The following is a 22673-nucleotide window of genomic DNA, read 5'->3' as shown; positions in this document are numbered from 1 at the left end:
TTAATAGCGTATTAAAGAATACGGTGGTAGAAAGTTTATTAATGTAAGTTGTTGTATTTTAATGGTTTGAATGCAATAAAATACTGCTATAACTATTATTCCACGTTTTGGATCTGCTCTCTCATCTGCTCGATAAGCACTTTGAGTTCTACTGCGGCGGCGGTGACCTCTGAGCTGATGGATTTGGAGGCAAGGGTGTTAGACTCGCGGTTGAATTCCTGCATCATGAAGTCGAGGCGTCGGCCCTGGGCGCCGCCTTTTTTGAGGATGCGGCGGGTCTCGGCGACGTGGGCGTCGAGTCTGTCCATCTCTTCGGCGACATCCATCTTCTGCGCCAGTAGCACCATCTCCTGCTCTAGACGAGCGGGATCCAGTTCGCCCTGGATCTCGGCTAAGCGGTTGGTGAGTTTGTCGCGCTGCCACTGCATCACGGTAGGCATGTGCTGGCGAACGATGGCGACCTGTTCCTCGATGGCCTGCAGGCGGGTTTCCAGCATGGTCTTGATGGCGTCGCCTTCGCGGCCACGGGCCTCGATAAACTGATCGACCGCGCTGTCGAAGGCGGAGAGTAGCTCTTTGCCGATGGCGTCCATATCCTGCTCGCTACCTGACATCACACCCGGCCAGCGAAGCACGTCGACTATGTTGATCTCGCCTTGACCGGCTTCCTGCTTGACCCAGTTGGCTGCCTGAATGATCTGGCTGGCCAGCGCCTGATTGAGTTGCAGTTCGTTATTCTTTTCTTCGCCAAGATCGTAGCGCAGGTTGACCTCGATCTTGCCGCGATTTAAACGTTTACGCAGACGGTCTCTGAGGACAGGCTCCAGGCTGCGCAGCTGTTCTGGCAGTCGCAGGTAGGTTTCCAGGTAACGTTGATTGACCGAGCGGATCTCCCAGGAGGCGGTGCCCCATTGTGCTTTGTGCTCGATGCGAGCATAGGCTGTCATGCTTTGGATCATGGGTAATTCCAATAGTTTAAATCGATTTAGTGACCTTGGATTATAGTCCGATGAGGTGCAGGGTTAAAGCAAACTCTCCTCCCTTTACGCTTTGGGTCATGATTAACATGGCATCGAAGCGCGCAAGCCCCTATAATATGCAGCCAAATCTGCTTATCTCTATTTCAAACAGGAAATGCCAATGCGCCCAAGTGACAGAACCCCAGCTCAATCTCGTCCGGTAACCATTACGCGACAGTTCACTGCCCATGCAGAAGGTTCTGTATTAATCGAATTTGGCGAAACTAAGGTGCTGTGCACCGCGAGCTTCACCGAAGGGGTGCCACGTTTCCTGAAAGGTCAGGGCCAAGGTTGGGTAACCGCCGAATATGGCATGCTGCCACGCTCGACCCACAGCCGTATGGATCGTGAGGCTGCCCGTGGTAAACAGTCTGGTCGTACCCAGGAGATCCAACGTCTTATCGGTCGTGCTCTGCGCGCCGCGGTAGACATGAAGGCGCTGGGTGAGAACACTATCGTCATCGACTGTGACGTGATCCAGGCCGATGGTGGCACCCGCACCGCAGCCATTACCGGTGCCTGTGTGGCGTTAGTTGATGCGCTCAACTGGGCCCGCGGTAAGGGACTGATTAAGACCAACCCCCTTAAGTTTTTGATTGCCGCCGTTAGTGTGGGCATCTACAAAGGTGAGCCCATCTGCGATCTCGAGTATGTGGAAGATAGCGCCGCAGAGACCGATATGAACGTGGTGATGACAGAGACAGGTAAGATCATCGAAATCCAGGGCACTGCCGAGGGCGAACCCTTCAGCCATGAAGAGTTGCTCAGCTTGCTGGATTTGGCCAAGCACGGCATTCGCGAGATCGTCGATGTGCAGAAGGCGGCATTGAGTTAATCATTATTTTGTTGATCAGGACCCTACGGGGTCCTTTTTTTAAATCGAATTGAGCGTACCCCTACATTTTAAAAAGGAGAGATTGTGAAAGCCTATCAACGTGAGTTTATTGAGTTTGCCCTTGAGCGTCAGGTATTACGTTTTGGCGAATTTACGTTAAAGTCAGGCCGCACTAGCCCTTACTTCTTTAATGCCGGCCTGTTTAACACCGGGCGTGATCTGGCGCGTCTGGGTCGCTTCTATGCGGCGGCGCTGGTGGATTCGGGTATCGAGTATGATCTGTTGTTTGGCCCCGCCTACAAAGGGATTCCTATCGCGACTACCACGGCGGTAGCTCTGTGCGATCACCATGATATCGACATGCCTTACTGCTTCAACCGTAAGGAGAAGAAAGATCACGGCGAGGGTGGCAGCCTGGTGGGCAGCGAGCTTAAGGGCCGTGTGATGCTGGTGGACGATGTGATCACCGCTGGTACCGCGATTCGCGAATCTATGGAGATCATCGAGGCCCACAATGCCGAGTTGGCGGGCGTGTTGATTGCGCTGGACCGTCAGGAGAAAGGCAAGGGCGAGCTGTCGGCTATTCAGGAAGTCGAGCGTGACTTCGGCTGCAACATCGTCTCTATCATCAAGCTGGAAGATCTGATCAACTACTTGTCGGAAAAACCTGGCATGGAAGCGCAGTTGGCGTCGGTAAGCGCCTATCGCGACCAATACGGTATCTAATCGATATCAATTGTCGTGAAACAAAAAAACGCTGCCTAGGCAGCGTTTTTTATTGGGTGGAGTTCGCTTAAAGTCATTGGCTTAATTGCTTAGGAACTCGGCGCGGGTAGCAGGGTTTGACTTGAAGATACCGCCCAGGGCCGTGGTGGTCGTGGTGCTGGTAGAGTCCATCACGCCGCGAGATTTAACGCAGTAGTGCACCGCATCCATCTTGACTGCCACATCTTTGGTCTCAAGTAGCGTCTGCAGCGCCACCAGAACCTGTTGCGTCAGGCGCTCCTGCACCTGAGGGCGCTGGGCAAAGAAGCGCACGATACGGTTGATCTTAGACAGGCCTATGATGTTCTTGCGCGGCAGGTAGGCCACGGTCGCCACGCCGTCTATGGTCACCAGGTGGTGCTCACAGGTGCTGGTGAGGCTGATGTCGTTGACCTTGACCATCTCATCGAAGCCCATCTTGTTTTCGATAACTGTGATCTTAGGGAAGTTCTCGTAGTCCAGGCCCGAGAAGATCTCATCGACATACATCTTGGCGATACGCTTAGGGGTCTCGACCAGGCTGTCGTCGCGCAGATCCAGTGACATTAAGGTTAAGATCTCGCGCATATGGTGCTCAATCTTTTCCTTGCGCGCCTCGCTGCTCAGTCCGCACGGGACCATGGGCGTCTCGAGACCGCGCTCTAATAATGCAGTTTGCACCTGCTGTGCTGCTTCACTTAATGCCATCGTGTCCTCCACCATCAGATAGTGGTCTATTCAGTAAGGTTAATTTACTAATTTTTTTAACAAATTAACCTTTAAGATATTCATTATAGCCTGTCCGGCGCCAGTAAACATAGGGCGGCGGGTCAGGGAGGATACCCTGAATTGCGGGTAATTTATACCCAGAATTACTAGGGGATTAACAAAAAAGCCGATTGTGGCAATCGGCTTTTGGGGTTTTTAAAGGGTTTAGAGCTTAAGGTTGTCTTTGAGGAAGCTCATCATCTGGCGGTAGTATTTCGCCCTATGTTCGTCGTTATAGAAGCCATGGCCCTCATCGTCCATGACCAGTTTTTGATAAGGGTAGTTGTGTTTCTTGAACCCTTCTTCCAGCGCTTCGAGCTGTGCGATTGGTGTAAGTTACCTTTACCCGTTGTTAACTCTGAAGTAATTGTTGCTGAATAAACTGCCACTGCTCTGCGAAGTGTTCTGTGGGCTTGTTTTTGAAGTCGCTGCGAACGAATTGGGCGATGCGGCCTTCGGCTACCGCCAGTAGCAGGTTGGCTAGGATGGCCTCGTCTAAGTCAAAGCCTTTGCCTTCTCTTAGTGTCTTCTCTCTCAGGATCTGTTTCAGATGAGTCTCCACCTTGGAGAAGATCTGCCCGGTACGGTTACGCAGTCGTTCGTTTTCCCCTAGCAGCGCATCGCCGTTGAGCACGCGGGAGATCCCTGGGTTGCGCTCGGCAAACACCAGCAGGAGTTGCAGCAGCAATTGGCAGCGTCTCATGGTGTCTTTCTCTTCATCCATGATGAGGTTGATGCGCGACAACAGTGATTCTTCGATAAAGTCGATTAGCCCCTCGAACATTCTCGCCTTGCTGGGGAAGTGGCGATACAGCGCCGCCTCAGACACGCCTACCTCGGCGGCAAGTTTTGCCGTAGTGATTCGCTGGCCAGGGCTGGTTTCCAGCATGGTGGCCAGACATTGAAGAATATGTTCGCGTCGGTTGATTTTAGGGCTTGCAGCCATCTAAGTGTCCTTTACTTAATTACTACAGGAGCCGATGGGCTGGTGTTGCCCATGGCTCTCTAATTGTTCTGTGTGGCGTGTCGAGGTTGTGAGTGCCGGGTGCTCGCGTATCTGGCTATCGAGTACCTGAGTGACCGAAGCCGCCATCGCCTCGATCTGAGGTGTCGAACTCATCGACCAGCTTAAATTCGGCCTGTACTACGGGCACAAACACTAGCTGGGCCAGGCGATCTCCTATCTCCAAGGTGAAGGGCTCGCTGCTGCGGTTCCAGCAAGAGACCATCAGGGGGCCCTGATAGTCGGAGTCGATCAGGCCAACCAGATTACCTAGCACTATGCCATGTTTGTGGCCAAGGCCTGAGCGTGGCAGGATGACGGCGGCCAGGCTGGGGTCGGCGACATGCACGGCGATCCCTGTTGGGATTAGCTGGGTTTCGCCCGGCTGAATCACCATAGTGGTCTCTATCATGGCACGTAGATCCATGCCTGCGCTGCCAGGGGTGGCATAGGCGGGCAGGGGGAACTGTGAGCCGATGCGCGAATCGAGGATTTTGAGTTCTATGGGCGTCTTCATGCTGTCTTCATCTGCTGTGCGATCAGGGTGAGTAATTGCTTCGCTAAGGTATATTTATCGGTCGCGGGGAGTTCATACTGGCCGTTCGACCAGAATACCTTGAGGGCGTTGGCGTCGCTGTTAAAGCCCAATGCGGGATCCGATACATCGTTGGCGGCAATCATATCCAGTTTCTTGCGCGTTAACTTATCCTTGGCGTATCGCTCTACATCTTGGGTTTCGGCGGCAAAGCCCACGGTAAAGGGGCGTGTATCACAGGCCGCGACCGTGGCTAAGATATCAGGATTGCGTATGAGCGCAAGTGACATCTCTGTGGCAGATTTCTTGATTTTCTCGTCGGCAATATCCATGGTGCGATAGTCGCAAACCGCGGCGCAGCCGATAAAGATATCGCTGTGATGCACCTGTTGCATCACGGCGTCGAGCATCTCTTGGGTCGAGCTGACATTGAGGCGATTAACATTCATAGGTGTCTCGAGATTGACCGGGCCAGAGACCAGGGTCACCTTGGCGCCCATCTCGGCGGCGGCTCTGGCCAGGGCAAAGCCCATCTTGCCCGAGCTGTGGTTAGAGATGTACCGCACGGGATCGATCGCCTCGCGGGTGGGACCCGCCGTGAGCAGTAGTGACACACCCTGAAGTAGCTTGGGGGCAAAGAAGTGTTCGACGCGTTCGGCGATCACCAAGGGCTCCTCCATGCGACCCGGGCCAATCTCGCCGCAGGCCTGACTGCCCGATGCCGGTCCCCAGATGGTGAGGCCACGTTTTCTGAGGTTATCTAGGTTGTCCTGAGTCGCAGCGTTGCGATACATCTGCTGGTTCATCGCCGGGCATAGCACCACGGGGGCCTCTGTCGCCAGGCAGGTGGTGGTGATGAGCTCATCGGCCATGCCTGCATTGATGCGGGCAATCAGGTTAGCGGTCGCCGGGGCGATCAAGACTAAGTCTGCCCAGCGGGCGAGCTCGATGTGGCCCATCGCCGCTTCGGCGGCCGGATCCAGCAGGTCGGTGGCAACCGGATGGCCCGACAAGGCTTGCAGGGTCATAGGGGTGATAAAGGCCTGAGCGCCCTGACTCATGACGACGCGAACATCCGCGCCACGCTCTTTCAGGCGGCGGACCAAATCGGCAGACTTATAGGCGGCAATGCCTCCGCCAATTCCCAGCAGTATCTTTTTATTGGTTAGACTCATGGTGATCATTAACAGTATTTCATTTTGCCCGCTAACCATATCACACTCGACTCTGGATTGAGGATACAAGTTTTTAAAAACTAGACCATACTCTAAAGCCTGAGTAGGAACTGAGTGCCGTGACAAGGAGTGTTTATGGCGATTAAAGATTGGCCCCAGGGTGAAGGACCGCGCGAAAAACTCTTGCGTAGTGGCGTCGACCAGCTCTCTGACGCCGAACTACTGGCCGTGTTGCTAAGAAACGGCCTCAAGGGGCAAAGTGCCGTGTCGCTGGCCCGAGTGATGTTAAGTCATTTTGGTGGCCTCAGACCGCTCTTTAGCGCCTCCTTGAGCGAACTGTGTGATATTCAGGGAATTGGCCCAGTGAAGTATGCCCAATTGCAGGCGGCCATCGAGTTAAGCAAGCGAATCGCGAAAGAAAATCTACAAAGAGGAAAGATTTTGTCAGATCCTGATTTAACTCGGGACTATTTAATGAGACAATTAGCGGATCGTGCCTACGAAGTGTTTGCCATCTTATTGCTCGATAGTCAGCATAGGGTGATTCAGTTCGTCGAATTGTTCCGTGGCACCATAGATTCAGCCTCGGTTTATCCGCGAGAAGTGGTAAGCCTAGTGCTTGAGAAAAAAGCCGCAGCTGTCATTGTGTGTCACAACCATCCTTCCGGGGTGGCTGAGCCCAGTCATGCTGATAGGCGAATTACTGAGCGATTGAAATACGCGTTGGCGACTATAGATGTTTCGCTGCTAGACCATATGGTTGTAGGCGATCGTGAGATAGTTTCGTTTGCAGAGAGGGGATGGATAGATTGAATATCCCTTGATCTTTGATTTTAGATCCTGTATAAAATGCGCCCTCTTTGTGTGCCTCGGGCGACGGCCATATTCGAGGTACATTAATGCTCGAGCGTTAAATTGTTTTTGGAGAAGATTGACATGTCAAGAGTATGCCAAGTTACTGGCAAGAAGCCGATGGTTGGTAACAACCGTTCGCACGCTAAGAACGCGACTCGTCGTCGTTTTTTACCTAACCTACAGAACCACCGTTTCTGGTTAGAAGACGAAAAGCGTTTCGTACAGCTACGTGTATCTACTAAAGGTATGCGTATTATCGATAAGAAAGGTATCGAAGTTGTTGTTGCAGAACTTCGTGCCCGCGGCGAGAAGGTGTAATAAACCATGGCTAAAGCTAAAGGTAACCGTGAGAAGATCAAGCTAGTTTCTAGCGCTAAAACAGGTCACTTCTACACGACTGAGAAAAACAAGCGTAACATGCCTGAAAAGATGGAGATCAAGAAGTTTGATCCTGTTATTCGTCAGCACGTTATCTACAAGGAATCAAAAATCAAGTAATGCTTGGTTGATGTTTCTGAAAAGCCCCTCATTGCAGGGGCTTTTTTTTGCCTCTCGTTTAGCGGCGTGTCAGCCTGCTTACTGTTTTTTTTGATTAGCCAGCTAATCACTTCCTCTCCCCATCCAGCTGAATACCTAAGCCACTGATCTTAAGCTGTTCTGCTATGCTTAATCAGACTGCTTTGCCATGATGAAAAAATATCGCATCAGATGACAACAAATGCTTTTAATGTGAATTTAAATGCAATAAAATCGTTTTGTTATTCGTCTGGTGGCGATATTTTTACATATTTATTATTGGGGTTACGCGCGTGCGCACTACTGAGTTAGTCGAGGGGTTTCGTCATTCTGCTTCCTATGTGAATGCACACAGGGGGAAGACATTTGTGGTCATGTTGGGCGGTGAGGCGCTGGCACAGAATCAGTTTCGCTCCATCATCAACGATATCGCCCTGCTTCACAGTCTGGGGATCAAGATAGTCCTGGTGCATGGTGCCAGGCCACAGATCGATGAGGCGCTGGCGGCGCATAATCTCTCACCCGAGTACTACAACGGGGTACGCATCAGCGACGAAGAGTCCTTCAAGGTGATCAAACAGGTGGTTGGCGGTCTGCAACTGGATATTACCGCGCGTCTGTCGATGAGCCTGAGCAATACCCCGATGCAGGGGGCGCAGATCAACGTGGTGAGCGGTAACTTCGTGATAGCCCAACCCTTAGGGGTCGACAATGGTGTCGATTACTGCCTGAGCGGCAAGGTAAGACGCATCGATGTGGCGGGCCTCAGACGTCAGCTGGATAATCACGGCATAGTGCTCTTAGGCCCGGTGGCGGCATCGGTGACGGGGGAGTGCTTTAACCTCACCGCCGAAGAGGTTGCGACTCAGATTGCGGTGAAGCTCAAGGCCGATAAGATGATAGGCTTCAGCGCCAAGGAGGGGATTCTCGACGGCAATGGCGAGGTGATTGCCGAGCTGATGCCGACCGATGCCCAGCGGATCCTCTCAGAGCTGACCGAGGAAGACAACTGGTGCGTGGGTACCCGCGCCTTCTTACAGGCCAGCATAGACGCCTGCCGTAATGGGGTGGCGCGCTGCCACTTTGTCAGTTATCTCGATGACGGTGCCCTGCTACAAGAGCTGTTCTCCCGCGATGGTATCGGCACCCAGATAGTGACCGAGAGCGCCGAGCGGCTGCGCCGGGCAACCATTGCCGATATCGGTGGTGTGTTGGATCTTATTCGCCCGCTGGAGCAGGCCGGGGTCTTGGTGCGTCGCTCCCGTGAGCAGCTGGAGATGGAGATCGAACAGTTTATGCTGATCGAGCGTGACGGCCTGGTGATCGGCTGCGCGGCACTGTATCCCTTCGAGGAAGACAATGCCGGTGAGTTTGCCTGCCTGGTGGTGCATCCCGATTATCGCGACGCCGATCGTGGCAGCATCTTGCTGAAGAACATCATAGGCCAGGCCAAGGTGCGTGGTTATGCCCGCCTGTTTGCCCTGACGACCCGCAGCATTCACTGGTTCCTCGAGCATGGTTTTCAGATAGTCGAGGTCGATGCCCTGCCTGACAAGAAGAAGCAGCTGTATAACTATCAGCGTAAATCTAAGATTCTCGCCTTAGATCTTTAAATCCGCCTGGATAGAGAGTGCTGGTAAAAGGCCACCTTCGCGGTGGTCTTTTTAATGCGTCAGCGACAGAGCAAGAGAAACCGAGCATTAGGCTAGTAGCATTCGATTCGGAGCATCAGTCTTATAGCATCAGCCTTATAGCACCAGTCTCATGGCACCATTCTCATGACATTAGGCTTGTTACATGAATCCTTTAACGTCAAAAAACAGATTGACATAATATGTCGTTAAAACCAGACTCTATCTGTTGATTTTTGCTACGGTCCACAAACCACCCTGCTCTTCACGGCTAGGGCTTTCTCGGCCAAGGTTTTCTCGACTAGGTTTTTTTCGGCTAGAGTCTTCTTGGTTAGGCCGAGATACTAAGCGGTAACTGTTAGCGAAGGTGTAAGCCTATCTTTTCTGGAGGATATATAGAGATGGATACTCAAGTCTTTCAACTCACCACCTTTGATTCGACGACGAGCGCTATGTTCCTGTCTATGCTGCTCGGTGTGGCCTTGGTGCTATTGCTGCTGAAGGTGAAGCCTCTACCTAAGGGGGCGAAATACGCGGCCTCTGGGATGATTATCGCCGTATTGGGATTGCTCTCCTGGGTGTTCTACAAGGCCCATGATGCCAGTATTCGCCTCTCGCCGACGACTATGCTTGTCGATATCCCGCTTTATCGGGTCGAATTATCACGGGAGAGCTTACTGACGTCCGAGGCCAAAATCCTCAACCTAGATGAAGACGGTGCGCCCAAGCTGAGCTATCGCAGCAACGGTGTGGGAATGCCGGGCTATTCCCTGGGCTGGTTTAAGCTGGCCGAAGCCAGCGAAAGCGTAGCTAGTGAACACATAGTTAGCGAACACATAGCCAGCGAAAACATAGCCAGCGCCCTACTGTCTGTCACCCACAGAGAGCGGGTGCTGGTGTTGCCAACCACCGAGGGTTACCTGTTGATCTTGAGCCTAGAGCAGCCGGAGGCCTTGTTAGCCAGCCTGCTTACGCCGACTCTTTAAGGCTAAGTCCAGGGTAAAGATCACCAGCGCACTCCAGATAAAGGCGAAGGTGACTCCCTTCTCGAGATCGAAGGGTTCGTTAAACAGGCTGACGGCCAGGATAAACATGATGCTGGGGCCGATATATTGAAAAAAGCCTAGTATCGACAGCGGGATACGGGTTGCTGCGCCGGCAAAGCACAACAGCGGAACCGAGGTGACGATGCCGGCCGCCATCAGCAGCAGGTTCATCTGCCAGCTGTTTTCCAAGATGCTGGTGCCGTCAAGATTCGTCATCAGGTAGAGTAGGGCTACCGGCACTAAGATGGCCGTCTCGACCAGCAGACCCGTCTTGGCGTCGACATTGACCTTCTTGCGCAGCAAACCATAGACGCCGAATGAGGCGGCGAGCCCCAGCGACACCACAGGAATCGAACCGAAAGAGATCAATTGGATCAGCACGCCGGCGCAGGCCAAAGAGACGGCGACCCATTGAAGCCTGCGCAGACGTTCCTGTAAGAACACCATGCCCAGCAGCACGTTGACCAAGGGATTGATGAAGTAGCCCAGGCTGGCATCGAGCATATGCTCGTTGTTGATTGCCCAGATAAACAGCAGCCAGTTACCGGCGATTAGAATCGAGGTGATCACCAGCACGCCAAGTTGTTTGGGCTGTCGAAACAGGGCGCGCAGCTTGGCAAAGCCACCGATAAATTGCATCAAGATCAGCATGAATACGAAGGACCAGATCACACGATGCAGCAGGATCTCAGTCGCCGACACATGATTTAGCAGCTTAAAATAGAGGGGAGCGAAGCCCCACAGGCAGTAGGCGCAGATGGCGAGCGCTACCCCTTTACGATACTCAATATCGGCCATAGTTTAGGATTTAGAAAAAGAGCGGGAGAGGCATTGTAGGCGCCTAAACGGCATGACTCAAGCGGCGAACGCCAATCTTTTATGCCCCGGCACTGGTACGGTCCATTGCCAGGGCGTCTCGCTAACTTGACGGGATAAACAGGGCGGTGAGGCTGCTAGCCCACCATGTAGGTGCCCGTGCCGAAGGCGATATGAGAGCCCTTCTCGTTGTGCAGCTCCATACGGCAGACGGAGACCCGATTGCCGGCCCTTATCACTGTGCCCGTGCCGGTAAAGATCTCGCCGCGTCCCGGTCTGAGATAGTCGATACGCAAGTCTATGGTGCCCAAGGTTTGCAGGCGTTTCTGCAGATCTTCCAGACGCCAGTCTTCGCGGCTGGCGACCAGGCCGGAGAAGGCCGTCAGTCCGCCCACCACATCCAGTACAGTTGCCGTCACGCCGCCGTGAAGGATCTGCTGATGGATATTACCTATGAGGTCTTTATGCATCTTTACCTCGACCTCGACGCCCTGAAGATCATAGCGTTTGATATCCATGCCTAGCAGGTTGTGAAAGGGGACCTTGGTATCGAAGATGTCGGCTACGCTAGCCAGGGTCTGGGCTTGTATGGGCGTCGTCATAGGGGCACTCCTTGTTTTGTCCTACGCCGCTTGCGGGGTACAAGAGGGTTAAATTTGGCACTCGTTAGCACGATGGCTAGAGCATTTAATCTATCGCTAATGCACAGGGTGAGGCAAGCCTGCGGACAAAATTTCAGCAATCGATGGGGGCCAGGTGACAATTAATACCCGGATAGATGAGACAAGCCGAGCCGCCTTGATTAGAATAAGCGGCCAAATTATTGATTACTGAGCACCATGGACTTAGCCTTAACCTCTGCCGATGTGACCCAAAGCGATCCGCTCGCCGACTGCCTGCAGACGGTGTTTGGCTATCGCACCTTCAGGACGGGTCAGCGTGAGGTGATAGACACTGTCTGTGGTGGCCTGGACGCCCTGGTGATCATGCCAACCGGCGGGGGGAAGAGCCTGTGCTATCAACTACCGGCACTCGTCTTACCCGGGCTGACGCTGGTGGTGTCACCGCTTATCTCTTTAATGAAAGATCAGGTCGATAGCCTGAAACAGATGGGGGTTGCGGCGGCTTATCTTAACTCGTCACAGTCGCGGGAAGAGGCGCTGACCATCTATCGCCAGCTGCATAATGGCGAGCTCAAGCTGCTTTATGTCTCCCCGGAGCGCCTGCTGACCGACAGCTTTATCGAGCGGTTACGCAATCTGCCGCTCTCCCTCTTTGCCATCGATGAGGCGCACTGTATCTCTCAGTGGGGCCATGACTTCAGGCCCGAATATGCGGCGCTTGGTCGACTGAAGCAGCTGTTTCCTCAGGTGCCCATGATGGCGCTGACGGCCACGGCAGACAAGGCGACCCGGGTGGATATCTGTCAGCGGCTGGGGATCGCGCCTTTCGAATTGCTCACCAGTTTCGACCGGCCCAACATTCGTTATACCGTGGCGGAGAAGCTGAATGCCGCCAATCAGCTCAGGCAGTTTATTCAGGCACAGAATGGCAACAGCGGCATCATCTACTGCAGCAGTCGGCGCAGGGTGGATGAAGTGGCCGAGCGTCTGCGCATGCAGGGGTATCAGGCCGATGCCTACCATGCGGGTAAGACCCAGGAGGAGCGCGCCGATATTCAGGAGCGTTTTCTTAAGGATCAACTGGATATCGTGGTGGCGACCGTGGCCTTCGGCATGGGGATCAACAAGTCCAACGTGCGTTTCGTGGTGCATTACGATATTCCCAAGAGCGTCGAGGCCTATTATCAGGAGACAGGTCGCGCCGGCCGAGATGGCCTGGATGCCGAGGCCTTCATGCTGTTTGACCCCGCCGATATTGGGCGCGTGCGCCATCTTATCGAGCAGCAGGAGCCGGGGCCGCAGCAACAGGTGGAATACCATAAGCTCAATACCATGGCGGCCTTTGCCGAGGCGCAAACCTGTCGTCGTCAGGTGCTGCTGCATTATTTCGATGAGAGTGCCTCAGAGCCCTGCGGTAACTGCGATATCTGCCTGGATCCGCCTAAGCGCTATGATGGCGTCGAAGATGCCCAGAAGGTGCTCTCCTGCATCTTCCGTCTGCAGCAGAAGTTTGGCGTGAATCATCTTATCGAGGTGCTCCGGGGTTCCAAGGCAGCCTCTGTGGTCGATCGTGGCCATGACAAGTTGTCGACCTGGGGCATAGGCAAGGATAAGAGCCATGAGTTCTGGCTCAGTATCATTCGTCAGATCATCCACCTAGGCTTCGCCAGTCAGGATATTACCCGAGGCTCGGCCATAAAGCTCAATCCCCAGGCGCGGGCCGTGCTCAAGGGCGAGTTGCCGCTACAGCTCGCCGAGCCGCGTATTAGCATCACCACACATGTGAAGCGTCGCAGCACTAGCCGGGCGCCAATCAATTACGACAGGAAACTGTTTGCTCGCCTGAAGCAGCTACGTCGCAGCCTGGCAGAAGAGTTGGATGTACCGCCCTATCTGGTGTTTAACGATGCCACCCTGGCCGAGATGGCGGGCATGCTGCCGACCAGTCCTGGCGAGATGCTGGCGGTCAACGGCGTGGGAGAGACCAAGCTTGAGCGTTTCGGCGGCGACTTCCTCGACGAGATCAACGATTACCTCACCCGTGGCTAAGTAAGTCGCTGCCTGGCTCGCGGATCAGTGTGCCTGCTGGCCGCTGTATTTACTCAACTGATCGACACTGGCCCGCTTAACCAGTGAGGAGAGGGTGTCGTGATGCTGCATCACTGCCATCCCCATGTTGACCCGGGTACCGTTTTGGAGCGGCGTGATGATCTCGCTTAGCTGACGAGCGATGAGCTGTGCCCCCGCCAGCGAGGTGAAGGGTAGCATGATCAGTATCTGATCGGCGCTGGTGCTCATCAAGATATCCTGCTGACGTATCTTCTGTGACAGGCGGGTCAGTAGCCTGTCCACATCGGCTTTGGCCAGATGACTGGGGTTGATCAGCAAGATGGTGATAGGAAAACCTATCTGTTTGGCACTGGTCAGCAGGGCTTCCATCTTCTCCTGGGTGCTCATGGGTTCATCTCTCTGGCTCACCGGCGGCGGTGCCTTAGGCATTCTGATACGGTTGAGCAGAATAAACAGCGTCAGCAGCAGGAAGAGCACCAGGATACCGATTAACCCATAGCTGTCGCTAATGTTGGCGTCGAGCTTGATGGGCTTTGGTTGACTGGCCTGGGCAAGTTGCTGGTAACGTCCCAGCTGCGCCTTGATCTGCAGCAGTCGGGTGTCTTTGAGAAATTCGTAGCTGCGCTGGGCCATCTCGAAGCGTTTCAGCTGATACTGATAGGCCTCCTTGTACTGGCCGATGTCGGCAAAATAGCGGCTCAGGCTGCCATAGCAGTAGACGAGCTCGTCAAACTGATTAGTGCGCTCGCCGATGGCGATCGCCTTTTGCATCAGCTCGGTCCCCAGGGCCTGATTGCCATTTGCTAACTGAATATTGGCCAGTAGACGGTTGGCCCTCAGGGTGTCGTTGATCTTCTTCTGCTTGTCGAAGGTGTTGAGGGCGATATTAAGTAGCTGGATGGCGCTCTTGTCATTTCCCCTGAGAAACTCTATTTCCGCCAGTTGGGTGTAACTCTCTGCCAGTTCGGTCGCCGTGGCTAATTCGGGCAGTAAAATCTTGGCCTCGAGCACCATGTCATCCCTGAACTTCACCTCTTGGTTGTAGTGGGCAATCTTGGCCAGGGTGAGCAGCACTGTCAGTCGCACCTTGCCCGTGGTCTGTTCGCTATCGAGCGCGACTCTGGCATTGTTGAACGCCTGGTTATAGAGCCCCTTGGTTCTCAGCAACTCGGCCATGGCCAGTTGCACATAGGGCCTTGGCGGGGTAAGCCATTGTGGCCTCTGCTTCTCGGTATCGGGGTAGATATCTTGGGCCAGGCGCAGATCTTCCAGGGCACTGCTCTGGCTCTCGATATGAGTATCTATCTTACCGCGTAGCATCAGGCCGTTGACTAAGGACTGAGGCTGCTGCTGTTCGCGAGAGAGGTAGATGGCCGAGTCCAGAAGAGTCAGCGCCTGTCTGAGGTCGCCATAATCGATATAGGCCGCGGCCATACAGTTGAGAAAATAGGGGCTGAGCTGGTTGAGCTTTAGGGACTTAGCCTTGGCTTCGCTCATACGGCCCAGGTTGATGGCGGCCTCGTTTTCGCCCAGCTGGACGAAGGCCTCACACTTGAGCAGCGCGAGCCTGAGACGATTTTCGTCAGACGTGTCTTCCTGATCCAGGCGTTGTTCCAGCGCCGAGATCTGTGTCAGTGTCTTGTTGGGATATTGGTAGACGGTTTGGGCCAACTCATCTAACTCTGTCATAGTGTCCCCATAAGCGGGGATCAGCCACAGGCTGAGACTTAACACTATGAGACGAAAATCCATTTTTAAAAGCTCCGGAACGAGTGTGCTATATCTGTTTCCATTGGCGGCATTATACTGATTTTTCATCAGCAATTGCATAAAAAATAGTACCCGCGGTTGGAATCAGAGGGAATGCTCGACAAATGACCTAGTATGCTGAATTTAATCACTTAGTCACTCTTGTGAGCAAATTAATGGTTAGATTTGCGCAGTTAATCAAGATTTTTATCTGGTCTAATGTGGCAAACATGAAAAATATGGGGTTGACTATTGAACAGACACACGTTAAATATTAATCAATCTTTCGAAGCGAAACGAATAATTAATTACTTTTATTGAATACAATGACGACTATTAACCGTGCACTCCTCAGCCTCCTTATTCTCATTCTCGCAGGTCCTGCGCGGAGAATGTAGTGTTGCACGCTTAATAACACACCCAGCATTCATAAACCCCGCGCCCAACAACGCGGGGTTTTTTTGTTTATGGATTCGACGAACACCCAAAATTAGAGCCTAGACGTACCATGGAGAAACCAGATGTCTAACCGAGTGATAATATTTGATACGACCTTACGAGATGGTGAGCAAGCATTAGCGGCGAGTTTAACGGTTAAGGAGAAGCTACAGATAGCACTGTCACTCGAGCGTCTGGGGGTGGATGTGATGGAGGTGGGTTTTCCCGTCTCATCGCCGGGTGATTTCGAGTCGGTGCAGACCATTGCCCGCACCATCAAGAATAGCCGAGTCTGCGCCTTAGCCAGGGCATTGGAAAAGGATATCGACGCCGCGGCCCAGTCTCTGTCTGTGGCGGATCAGTTCCGTATCCATACCTTCATCTCTACCTCTACCATACATGTGGAGAGTAAGTTGAAACGCTCCTTCGACCAGGTGTTGGATATGGCGGTCGGCGCGGTGAAATATGCCCGCCGTTTTACCGACGATGTGGAGTTTTCCTGTGAAGACGCAGGTCGTACCCCCATAGATAACCTGTGCCGCATGGTCGAGGCCGCTATCAAGGCGGGCGCTAAGACCATCAACATTCCCGACACCGTTGGCTATACGGTGCCGAGCGAGTTTGGCGGTATCATTCAAAACTTATTTAACCGTGTGCCTAACATCGACCAGGCGGTGATCTCGGTGCACTGTCATGACGATTTAGGCTTGTCAGTGGCTAACTCCATCACCGCGGTGCAGCACGGGGCACGTCAGATTGAGTGTACCGTCAACGGCATCGGCGAGCGCGCCGGTAACTGCTCCCTGGAAGAGATCGCCATGATCATCGCCACCCGCAAGGCCAGCCTGGGGCTGGAGACGGGAATCAATGCCAAAGAGATCCACCGTACCTCTAACCTGGTGAGCCAGCTGTGTAACATGCCGGTCCAGGCCAACAAGGCGATCGTCGGCGCCAATGCCTTTACGCACTCCTCGGGTATCCATCAAGACGGCGTGCTGAAGTCGCAAAACACCTACGAGATCATGACGCCAGAGAGTATCGGCCTTAACCGCAACAACCTGAACATGACCTCCCGCTCCGGCCGTCACGTGATCAAACATCGCATGGAAGAGATGGGCTATGGCGAGCAAGACTACGACATGGACACCCTGTATGAGGCCTTCCTGAAGTTGGCCGACAAGAAGGGCCAGGTATTCGATTATGACTTAGAGGCACTGGTGTATGTGGAGGCTCAGGCGGAAGATGAAAACCACTATGGCTTGCAGCAGCTGGTGGTGCATTCGGATTCTACCCAGGGGCAGGCAACCGCCACAGTGACCTTAAGCATCGACGGCGAGTCGGTGACCGAGGCCGCCACAGGTAACGGCCCGGTCGATGCGGCCTACAAGGCGATTGCCCGCGCCAGTGGCTGTGAAGTTAACATCAGCAGCTATCAGCTCAGCGCCAAGGGCGAGGGCCAAGACGCCCTGGGGCAGGTGGATATCACCGCCAACTACCATGAGCAGAGTTTCCACGGCGTCGGCCTGGCGACCGATGTGGTCGAGGCCTCGGCGGCAGCACTTATTCACGTGATGAATCTCACCTGGCGTGCCGACAAGGTGGCCGAGAACAAGCATAAGCTAAAACAGGCGCGCACCGAGTTGGGCGGCGTATAACAAATTTCAAATTTAACAGTATAAAGACAATTAATTGCAGGGAGTTACTTGAGGTATGAGTTATCAAGTCGCGGTATTGGCCGGTGATGGGATAGGTCCCGAGGTCATGGTCGAAGCACGTAAGGTGCTAAAGGCGGTAGAAGAGCGTTTCTCGTTGGACATAGAGTATAGTGAGTATGATGTGGGCGGTGCGGCCATCGACAATCATGGTTGTCCGTTACCCGAGTCGACCCTAAAGGGTTGTGAGGCGGCCGACGCCATCTTGTTTGGTTCGGTAGGTGGCCCTAAGTGGGAACACTTGCCGCCTAACGATCAGCCAGAGCGTGGTGCCTTGCTGCCGCTGCGGGGGCATTTTGAGCTGTTCTGCAACATGCGTCCGGCCAAGCTGCATGGCGGACTGGAGCATATGTCGCCACTACGGAGCGATATTTCGGCCCAGGGCTTCGACGTGCTGTGCGTGCGCGAGCTAACCGGTGGCATCTATTTTGGCAAGCCAAAGGGGCGTCAGGGCGAGGGAGAGCAAGAGGAAGCCTTCGACACCATGCGTTATAGCCGCCGCGAGGTGCGCCGCATCGCCAAGATAGCCTTCGAGGCGGCTCGCGGTCGTCGTAAGAAGGTGACCTCTGTGGATAAGGCCAACGTGCTGGCCTGCTCAGTGTTGTGGCGTGAGGTGGTCGAAGAGGTGGCCAAGGAGTTCCCCGATGTGGAGCTGGAACACATCTATATCGACAACGCCACCATGCAGCTGCTGCGTCGTCCCTTCGATTTCGATGTGATGCTCTGCTCTAACCTGTTTGGCGACATCATCTCAGATGAGATCGCCATGCTGACCGGCTCCATGGGCTTGCTCTCTTCGGTGAGCCTCAACAGCGATGGCTTCGGCCTTTATGAACCCGCCGGGGGCAGTGCGCCGGATATCGCTGGTAAAGGCATTGCCAACCCGATTGCGCAGATCCTGTCTGCGGCGCTGTTACTGCGCCACAGCCTCAAGGAGGAAGCGGCAGCCAAGGCGATTGAAGATGCGGTCGCCAAGGCATTGAGCGATGGCTATTTAACTGGAGAACTCTTGCCCGCAGCTCAGCGTGACAAGGCAAAATCAACCCGCGAGATGGGCGACTATATTGCCCAAGCAGTCAGAGAGGCAAACTAATGGCGAAGACACTGTATGAAAAGGTATGGGACAGCCATATCGTAGCCGCCCCCGAAGGGGAGGCGCCGCTTATCTATGTGGATCGCCATCTGGTGCATGAGGTGACTTCGCCTCAGGCCTTCAGCGGCCTGAAAGTCGCCGGCCGTAAATTACGGGCGCCAGAGAAGACCTTTGCCACCATGGATCATAACACCTCGACCAAGAGCGCCAGCCTGGATGCACTCAGCCCCATGGCGCGCACTCAGGTGGAGACGCTGGCACAAAACTGTAAAGAGTTTGGTGTGCGTTTATACGATATTCATCATAAGAATCAGGGGATTGTCCATGTGATGGGCCCCGAGCTTGGCATCACATTGCCGGGCACTGTGATTGTCTGCGGCGACTCGCACACGGCGACCCATGGCGCCTTCGGCGCCTTGGCCTTCGGCATCGGCACCTCAGAGGTGGAGCATGTGATGGCCACCCAAACCCTGCGTCAGCTCAAGGCCAAGACCATGAAGATCGAGGTGCGCGGCCAGGTGGCCGAGGGGATCACCGCCAAAGATATCGTGCTGGCCATCATAGGCAAGATCGGCATGGATGGCGGCACGGGTTATGTGGTGGAGTTCTGCGGCGAGGCGATTGCCGCCCTGTCGATGGAGGGCCGCATGACCGTCTGTAACATGGCGATCGAGATGGGGGCCAAGGCGGGTATGATAGCGCCGGATCAGACCACTATCGATTACCTCGAAGGCCGTGAGTTTGCCCCTAAGGGCGAAGCTTGGCAGCAGGCGGTCGCCGCCTGGCAGGCGCTGAAGTCTGATGATGATGCCGTGTTCGATGCCCATGTGGTGTTGGAGGCGAGCGATATCGCCCCGCAACTGACCTGGGGTACCAATCCGGGCCAGGTGGTGGCCATAGATGAGAGTGTGCCTAACCCCGCAGATGAGTCGAATCCTACGGTTAAGGCCAGTATCGAGAAGGCGCTCGATTATGTGGCGCTGACTCCTGGTACTCAGATGACAGACGTCAGCATCAACAAGGTGTTTATCGGCTCCTGTACCAACTCGCGAATCGAAGATCTGCGCTCGGCGGCTCACCAAGCCAAGGGGCGTAAGGTGGCTGAGGGCGTCACGGCAATCGTGGTACCCGGATCTGGTCTGGTAAAAGAGCAGGCGGAGGCGGAAGGTCTGGATAAGATCTTCATCGACGCCGGATTTGAATGGCGCCTGCCGGGTTGCTCCATGTGTCTGGCGATGAACGATGACAGGCTGGAGGCGGGGGATCGCTGTGCCTCCACCAGTAACCGTAACTTCGAGGGGCGTCAGGGACGCGGTAGTCGCACTCATCTGGTGAGTCCTGCGATGGCGGCCGCTGCGGCGATTGCCGGTCACTTTGTCGATATTCGCAAGCCATACTAGGAGGGAGCGATGCAACCATTTACTACACACACAGGGCTTGCGGTGATCATCGACAGTGCCAATATCGATACGGATCAGATCATCCCTAAGCAGTTTCTCTCTAAGGTCACCCGTGACGGTTTTGGGGTTCACCTGTTCCATGACTGGCGTTATCTGGATGATGCCGGCGATCAGCCTAACCCAGAGTTCAGCCTGAATCAGCCGCGCTATCGGGGCGCCTCCATCTTGCTGGCCAAGGAGAACTTTGGCTGTGGCTCGAGCCGCGAGCATGCACCCTGGGCGCTGGCGGATTTTGGCCTTAAGGTGATTATCGCGCCTAGCTTTGCCGATATCTTCTATGGCAACGCCATCAACAACGGCCTGTTGCCGGTTCGCCTGACCGAGGCGGAGGTGGTGCAGCTAATGCAGGAAGTTGAAGGCGAAGAGGGGGCGCAGGTGAGCGTTGATCTGCAGGCGCAGACGGTGACCTCACCCTCGGGAGCCAGTTTTAGCTTCGAGATCGCTCCATCGGCGCGCCATAATTTGCTCAACGGCCTAGATGCCATAGGCATCAGCCTGGGTTATGCCGATGCAATAGCAGGTTATGAGGCAGAGATCCCAAGCTGGCGTGCCTAACTTCTAGTGTCTGGTGCCTAATGTTTAGTGCCTAAAACCAGAAAAGGTGAGTCGGTTATAGCTTCTGTTATAGCGGGCTCATGCCAGTTGGCGTACATCTGTACCTTAGAGGATATGAATCAAGCCGATCGCAGTTTTCTGCGGTCGGCTTTTTGTTTACATTAGCGGCGGTGAATCTTATTAAGCACTTAAATTTCAGGTGTTTATGTTTGGCTTTTGTCGTGAGATTGCTAGGTGTTCAACAGCCTAGTGATTTATGCTGGTGGTTTTGTTGTTTTCAGGCGTACAAGTGTCATTTTAATGTTTTGTACTTAGTTGTTTGTTTTTATTTATATTTGTCTGTTTTTCTTGATTTGCTTGAATCCCATTAAGTGAACGTTGATCACATTTTTACGCTTTGATGAGTGTTTAAAAATCGGTTGCGGTCGGTTTTTGTATGCTATTTAAGCGCCTCGGTCAGCATAATTCGCTTAAATTGATTATTTGCTTGTAAAGATATTCTGCATCAGTAGACTGCGGCTCACTCAATGACTGGAGCCTTTGCTCTAGGTTGTCATAATAACAAGAGAGCCATGATGAAGAAGCATATTTTATCTTTAGCTGTTGTTGCCGCTATCGCTGCACCGCTGTCTCAAGTTCAGGCCGCTGGATTTCAACTTGCCGAATATTCTGCCACGGGTCTAGGCCGTGCATTTGCGGGTGAGGCGGCCATGGCCGACAACGCCGCCGCGCAGGCGCGTAACCCTGCGATGTTGACCTACCTCGAGGGACGTCAGCTATCACTGGGTGGTATCTATGTCATGCCAAACGTCGATGTCGAGGGTGACGTCACCCTGGCTTCGCCGGTACTCGGGCCACAGCCTGTCACTATGAACGCCGATGCCTTAGACGTGGCGGGCGACGCGCTGGTCCCCAACTTCTACTACTCGAATCAGCTTAACGATCAGTGGACCTGGGGTTTAGCCGTTAACTCTAACTATGGTCTGGCGACCGAGGTGCCGAGTACACATCCTACCGCGATCTTCGGTAAAGAGACCTCTGTAACCACAGTCGAGTTTAATCCTAACCTGGCTTATAAGATCTCTGACGCCTTCTCTGTGGGCGCGGGTCTGCGTATCGTCTATGGCGAAGGTAAGATTGGCGCTTCGACACCGGCTTGGGTTGATGGTATCAAGGCGATACCTACGCTGCCCGCCGAGGTGGCCGGCGCGCTACCACCGGGTGGCACTAGCCTGAAATCGATGGAAGGCGATGATATCGGCTATGGTTGGCAGTTGGGTGCCAGCTGGCAGATCAACCCGGCGCACCGTATCGGTCTGGCCTATCACAGTGGTGTCGAGCTGGAGCTTGATGGTCACGCCTCTGGCCTGATCTACAACGGTGGTCAGGATGTGGAGATCGAGGGTTACATGCCGCTCGAACTACCGGCCTTCGCCGAGCTTGCCTCTTTCCATCAGCTGACCGAAAACTGGGCCATGCATGCCAGTGTGAACTGGACCCAGTGGAGCGTGTTCGATCGCTTGGTGGCTTATTTCCCTGGCGAGCAGAAGCCAGTGGGTGGCCTGGAGTCTGACCTGGTGAAAGTCGAGAACTTCAAAGACAACTGGCGTTTCGCCCTGGGTACCAGTTATCAGCTAAACGATAAGTGGTTGGTCCGTGGCGGTGTAGCGCTGGACAAGACGGCGGTAGAAGATGAGTATCGCACCATCACCATCCCTGATTCTGATCGTCTGTGGTTCAGTGCAGGCGCTGGCTACCAAGCCTCTAAGAACCTGACGCTGGATTTTGCCGTGACTTACATCAAGGCCCACGGCGATGCACCGATCAACGAGACCATGAACCTGATGAATCTTGCTCAGGTGAGCTTTAGCGGTGACGCGGGTGGCGATGTCTGGCTGGTAGGTGCTCAGCTAAGCTATAAGATGTAACTCGCCTACGGGTTATAGAACGAAAACCGAAATGCCTCACCTGTGTGAGGCATTTTTTTATCTGAATATTTATTGGCTATCTGAACTTCATCGGATTATATT

The 22673-nt window shown here is 54.0% G+C and carries 21 protein-coding genes and 1 pseudogene; 13 read left to right on the top strand and 9 right to left on the bottom strand.

Annotation, left to right across the window (positions count from 1 at the left end; genetic code table 11):
• Positions 1 to 95 precede the first annotated feature (95 nt).
• A complete protein-coding gene (locus L1D43_RS16520) occupies positions 96 to 959 on the bottom strand; it encodes a YicC/YloC family endoribonuclease (protein WP_239853322.1) in 864 nt (287 codons plus the stop codon).
• Positions 960 to 1140: 181 nt separating this feature from the next.
• Between L1D43_RS16520 and rph the strand changes: the two genes are divergently transcribed.
• A complete protein-coding gene (gene rph / locus L1D43_RS16515) occupies positions 1141 to 1854 on the top strand; it encodes a ribonuclease PH (RefSeq protein ID WP_011867283.1) in 714 nt (237 codons plus the stop codon).
• An 84-nt stretch (positions 1855 to 1938) separates the two neighbouring features.
• Positions 1939 to 2580 carry an orotate phosphoribosyltransferase gene (pyrE, locus tag L1D43_RS16510; RefSeq protein WP_160798823.1) on the top strand — a complete coding sequence of 214 codons (642 nt, stop codon included), beginning with the start codon at positions 1939 to 1941 and terminating at the stop codon, positions 2578 to 2580.
• Between the two features lie 81 nt (positions 2581 to 2661).
• Here pyrE and folE read toward each other — a convergent pair whose 3' ends face one another.
• From folE to coaBC, 5 genes and pseudogenes are all read right to left on the bottom strand, one after another.
• Positions 2662 to 3306 carry a GTP cyclohydrolase I FolE gene (gene folE / locus L1D43_RS16505; RefSeq protein ID WP_041508989.1) on the bottom strand — a complete coding sequence of 215 codons (645 nt, stop codon included), beginning with the start codon at positions 3304 to 3306 and terminating at the stop codon, positions 2662 to 2664.
• Positions 3307 to 3531: 225 nt separating this feature from the next.
• A pseudogene (locus tag L1D43_RS16500) lies at positions 3532 to 3696 on the bottom strand (prolyl oligopeptidase family serine peptidase); the annotation flags it as partial.
• A 22-nt stretch (positions 3697 to 3718) separates the two neighbouring features.
• Positions 3719 to 4312 (bottom strand): nucleoid occlusion factor SlmA, encoded by a 594-nt coding sequence (slmA, locus tag L1D43_RS16495; RefSeq protein ID WP_041508952.1) that lies wholly within the window; start codon positions 4310 to 4312, stop codon positions 3719 to 3721.
• Between the two features lie 115 nt (positions 4313 to 4427).
• Positions 4428 to 4886 (bottom strand): dUTP diphosphatase, encoded by a 459-nt coding sequence (gene dut, locus L1D43_RS16490; RefSeq protein WP_239853321.1) that lies wholly within the window; start codon positions 4884 to 4886, stop codon positions 4428 to 4430.
• On the bottom strand, positions 4883 to 6088 hold the full coding sequence (coaBC, locus tag L1D43_RS16485) for a bifunctional phosphopantothenoylcysteine decarboxylase/phosphopantothenate--cysteine ligase CoaBC (RefSeq protein WP_239853319.1): 1206 nt from the start codon (positions 6086 to 6088) through the stop codon (positions 4883 to 4885). Before coaBC ends, dut begins: the two co-directional genes overlap by 4 nt.
• A gap of 126 nt (positions 6089 to 6214) precedes the next feature.
• Between coaBC and radC the strand changes: the two genes are divergently transcribed.
• The 5 genes from radC to L1D43_RS16460 all read left to right on the top strand — a co-directional run bounded on the left by radC (position 6215) and on the right by L1D43_RS16460 (position 10067).
• Entirely contained in the window at positions 6215 to 6892 is a 678-nt protein-coding gene (radC, locus tag L1D43_RS16480) for a DNA repair protein RadC (RefSeq protein ID WP_041508954.1), read from the top strand.
• 123 nt (positions 6893 to 7015) lie between these two features.
• A complete protein-coding gene (gene rpmB / locus L1D43_RS16475) occupies positions 7016 to 7252 on the top strand; it encodes a 50S ribosomal protein L28 (RefSeq protein WP_011867275.1) in 237 nt (78 codons plus the stop codon).
• A 6-nt stretch (positions 7253 to 7258) separates the two neighbouring features.
• On the top strand, positions 7259 to 7432 hold the full coding sequence (gene rpmG / locus L1D43_RS16470) for a 50S ribosomal protein L33 (protein WP_041508955.1): 174 nt from the start codon (positions 7259 to 7261) through the stop codon (positions 7430 to 7432).
• Positions 7433 to 7743: 311 nt separating this feature from the next.
• Entirely contained in the window at positions 7744 to 9063 is a 1320-nt protein-coding gene (argA, locus tag L1D43_RS16465; protein ID WP_239853318.1) for an amino-acid N-acetyltransferase, read from the top strand.
• Positions 9064 to 9482: 419 nt separating this feature from the next.
• Positions 9483 to 10067: a hypothetical protein gene (locus L1D43_RS16460; protein WP_239853316.1), complete on the top strand. Its 585-nt coding sequence runs from the start codon at positions 9483 to 9485 to the stop codon at positions 10065 to 10067.
• Here the strand turns inward: L1D43_RS16460 and rarD are convergent.
• Both rarD and L1D43_RS16450 read right to left on the bottom strand, forming a co-directional pair.
• Positions 10038 to 10925 (bottom strand): EamA family transporter RarD, encoded by an 888-nt coding sequence (gene rarD, locus L1D43_RS16455; protein ID WP_239853314.1) that lies wholly within the window; start codon positions 10923 to 10925, stop codon positions 10038 to 10040. The two genes, L1D43_RS16460 and rarD, sit on opposite strands and share 30 nt — an antisense overlap.
• 155 nt (positions 10926 to 11080) lie before the next feature.
• Positions 11081 to 11545 (bottom strand): thioesterase family protein, encoded by a 465-nt coding sequence (locus tag L1D43_RS16450; protein ID WP_239853312.1) that lies wholly within the window; start codon positions 11543 to 11545, stop codon positions 11081 to 11083.
• Positions 11546 to 11782: 237 nt separating this feature from the next.
• Between L1D43_RS16450 and recQ the strand changes: the two genes are divergently transcribed.
• Positions 11783 to 13615, top strand: coding sequence for a DNA helicase RecQ (gene recQ, locus L1D43_RS16445; RefSeq protein WP_239853310.1), 1833 nt, complete (start codon positions 11783 to 11785; stop codon positions 13613 to 13615).
• Between the two features lie 24 nt (positions 13616 to 13639).
• Here recQ and L1D43_RS16440 read toward each other — a convergent pair whose 3' ends face one another.
• Positions 13640 to 15325 (bottom strand): histidine kinase, encoded by a 1686-nt coding sequence (locus L1D43_RS16440; protein WP_239853308.1) that lies wholly within the window; start codon positions 15323 to 15325, stop codon positions 13640 to 13642.
• Positions 15326 to 15906: 581 nt separating this feature from the next.
• On the opposite strand from L1D43_RS16440, the gene leuA reads away from it, so the two are divergent.
• From leuA to L1D43_RS16415, 5 genes are all read left to right on the top strand, one after another.
• Positions 15907 to 17478, top strand: a complete 1572-nt coding sequence (leuA, locus tag L1D43_RS16435; RefSeq protein WP_239853306.1) for a 2-isopropylmalate synthase — start codon at positions 15907 to 15909, stop codon at positions 17476 to 17478.
• A 55-nt stretch (positions 17479 to 17533) separates the two neighbouring features.
• Positions 17534 to 18628 (top strand): 3-isopropylmalate dehydrogenase, encoded by a 1095-nt coding sequence (gene leuB, locus L1D43_RS16430; RefSeq protein ID WP_239853304.1) that lies wholly within the window; start codon positions 17534 to 17536, stop codon positions 18626 to 18628.
• Complete coding sequence (gene leuC, locus L1D43_RS16425) at positions 18628 to 20028, top strand: 3-isopropylmalate dehydratase large subunit (RefSeq protein ID WP_239853302.1); 1401 nt, start codon at positions 18628 to 18630, stop codon at positions 20026 to 20028. The genes leuB and leuC overlap by 1 nt, the downstream gene beginning before the upstream one ends.
• Positions 20029 to 20037: 9 nt before the next feature.
• Positions 20038 to 20643 (top strand): 3-isopropylmalate dehydratase small subunit, encoded by a 606-nt coding sequence (gene leuD / locus L1D43_RS16420; RefSeq protein ID WP_239853301.1) that lies wholly within the window; start codon positions 20038 to 20040, stop codon positions 20641 to 20643.
• A 575-nt stretch (positions 20644 to 21218) separates the two neighbouring features.
• Positions 21219 to 22571 carry an outer membrane protein transport protein gene (locus L1D43_RS16415; protein WP_239853299.1) on the top strand — a complete coding sequence of 451 codons (1353 nt, stop codon included), beginning with the start codon at positions 21219 to 21221 and terminating at the stop codon, positions 22569 to 22571.
• Positions 22572 to 22673: the final 102 nt, after the last annotated feature.

The organism is Shewanella sp. Isolate8 (assembly GCF_022398495.1).
In the GTDB taxonomy this organism is placed as follows: Bacteria; Pseudomonadota; Gammaproteobacteria; order Enterobacterales; family Shewanellaceae; genus Shewanella; species Shewanella aquimarina.
The sequence above is the reverse complement of the archived record's forward strand: the minus strand, read 5'-3'. Positions and strand labels throughout refer to the sequence as shown.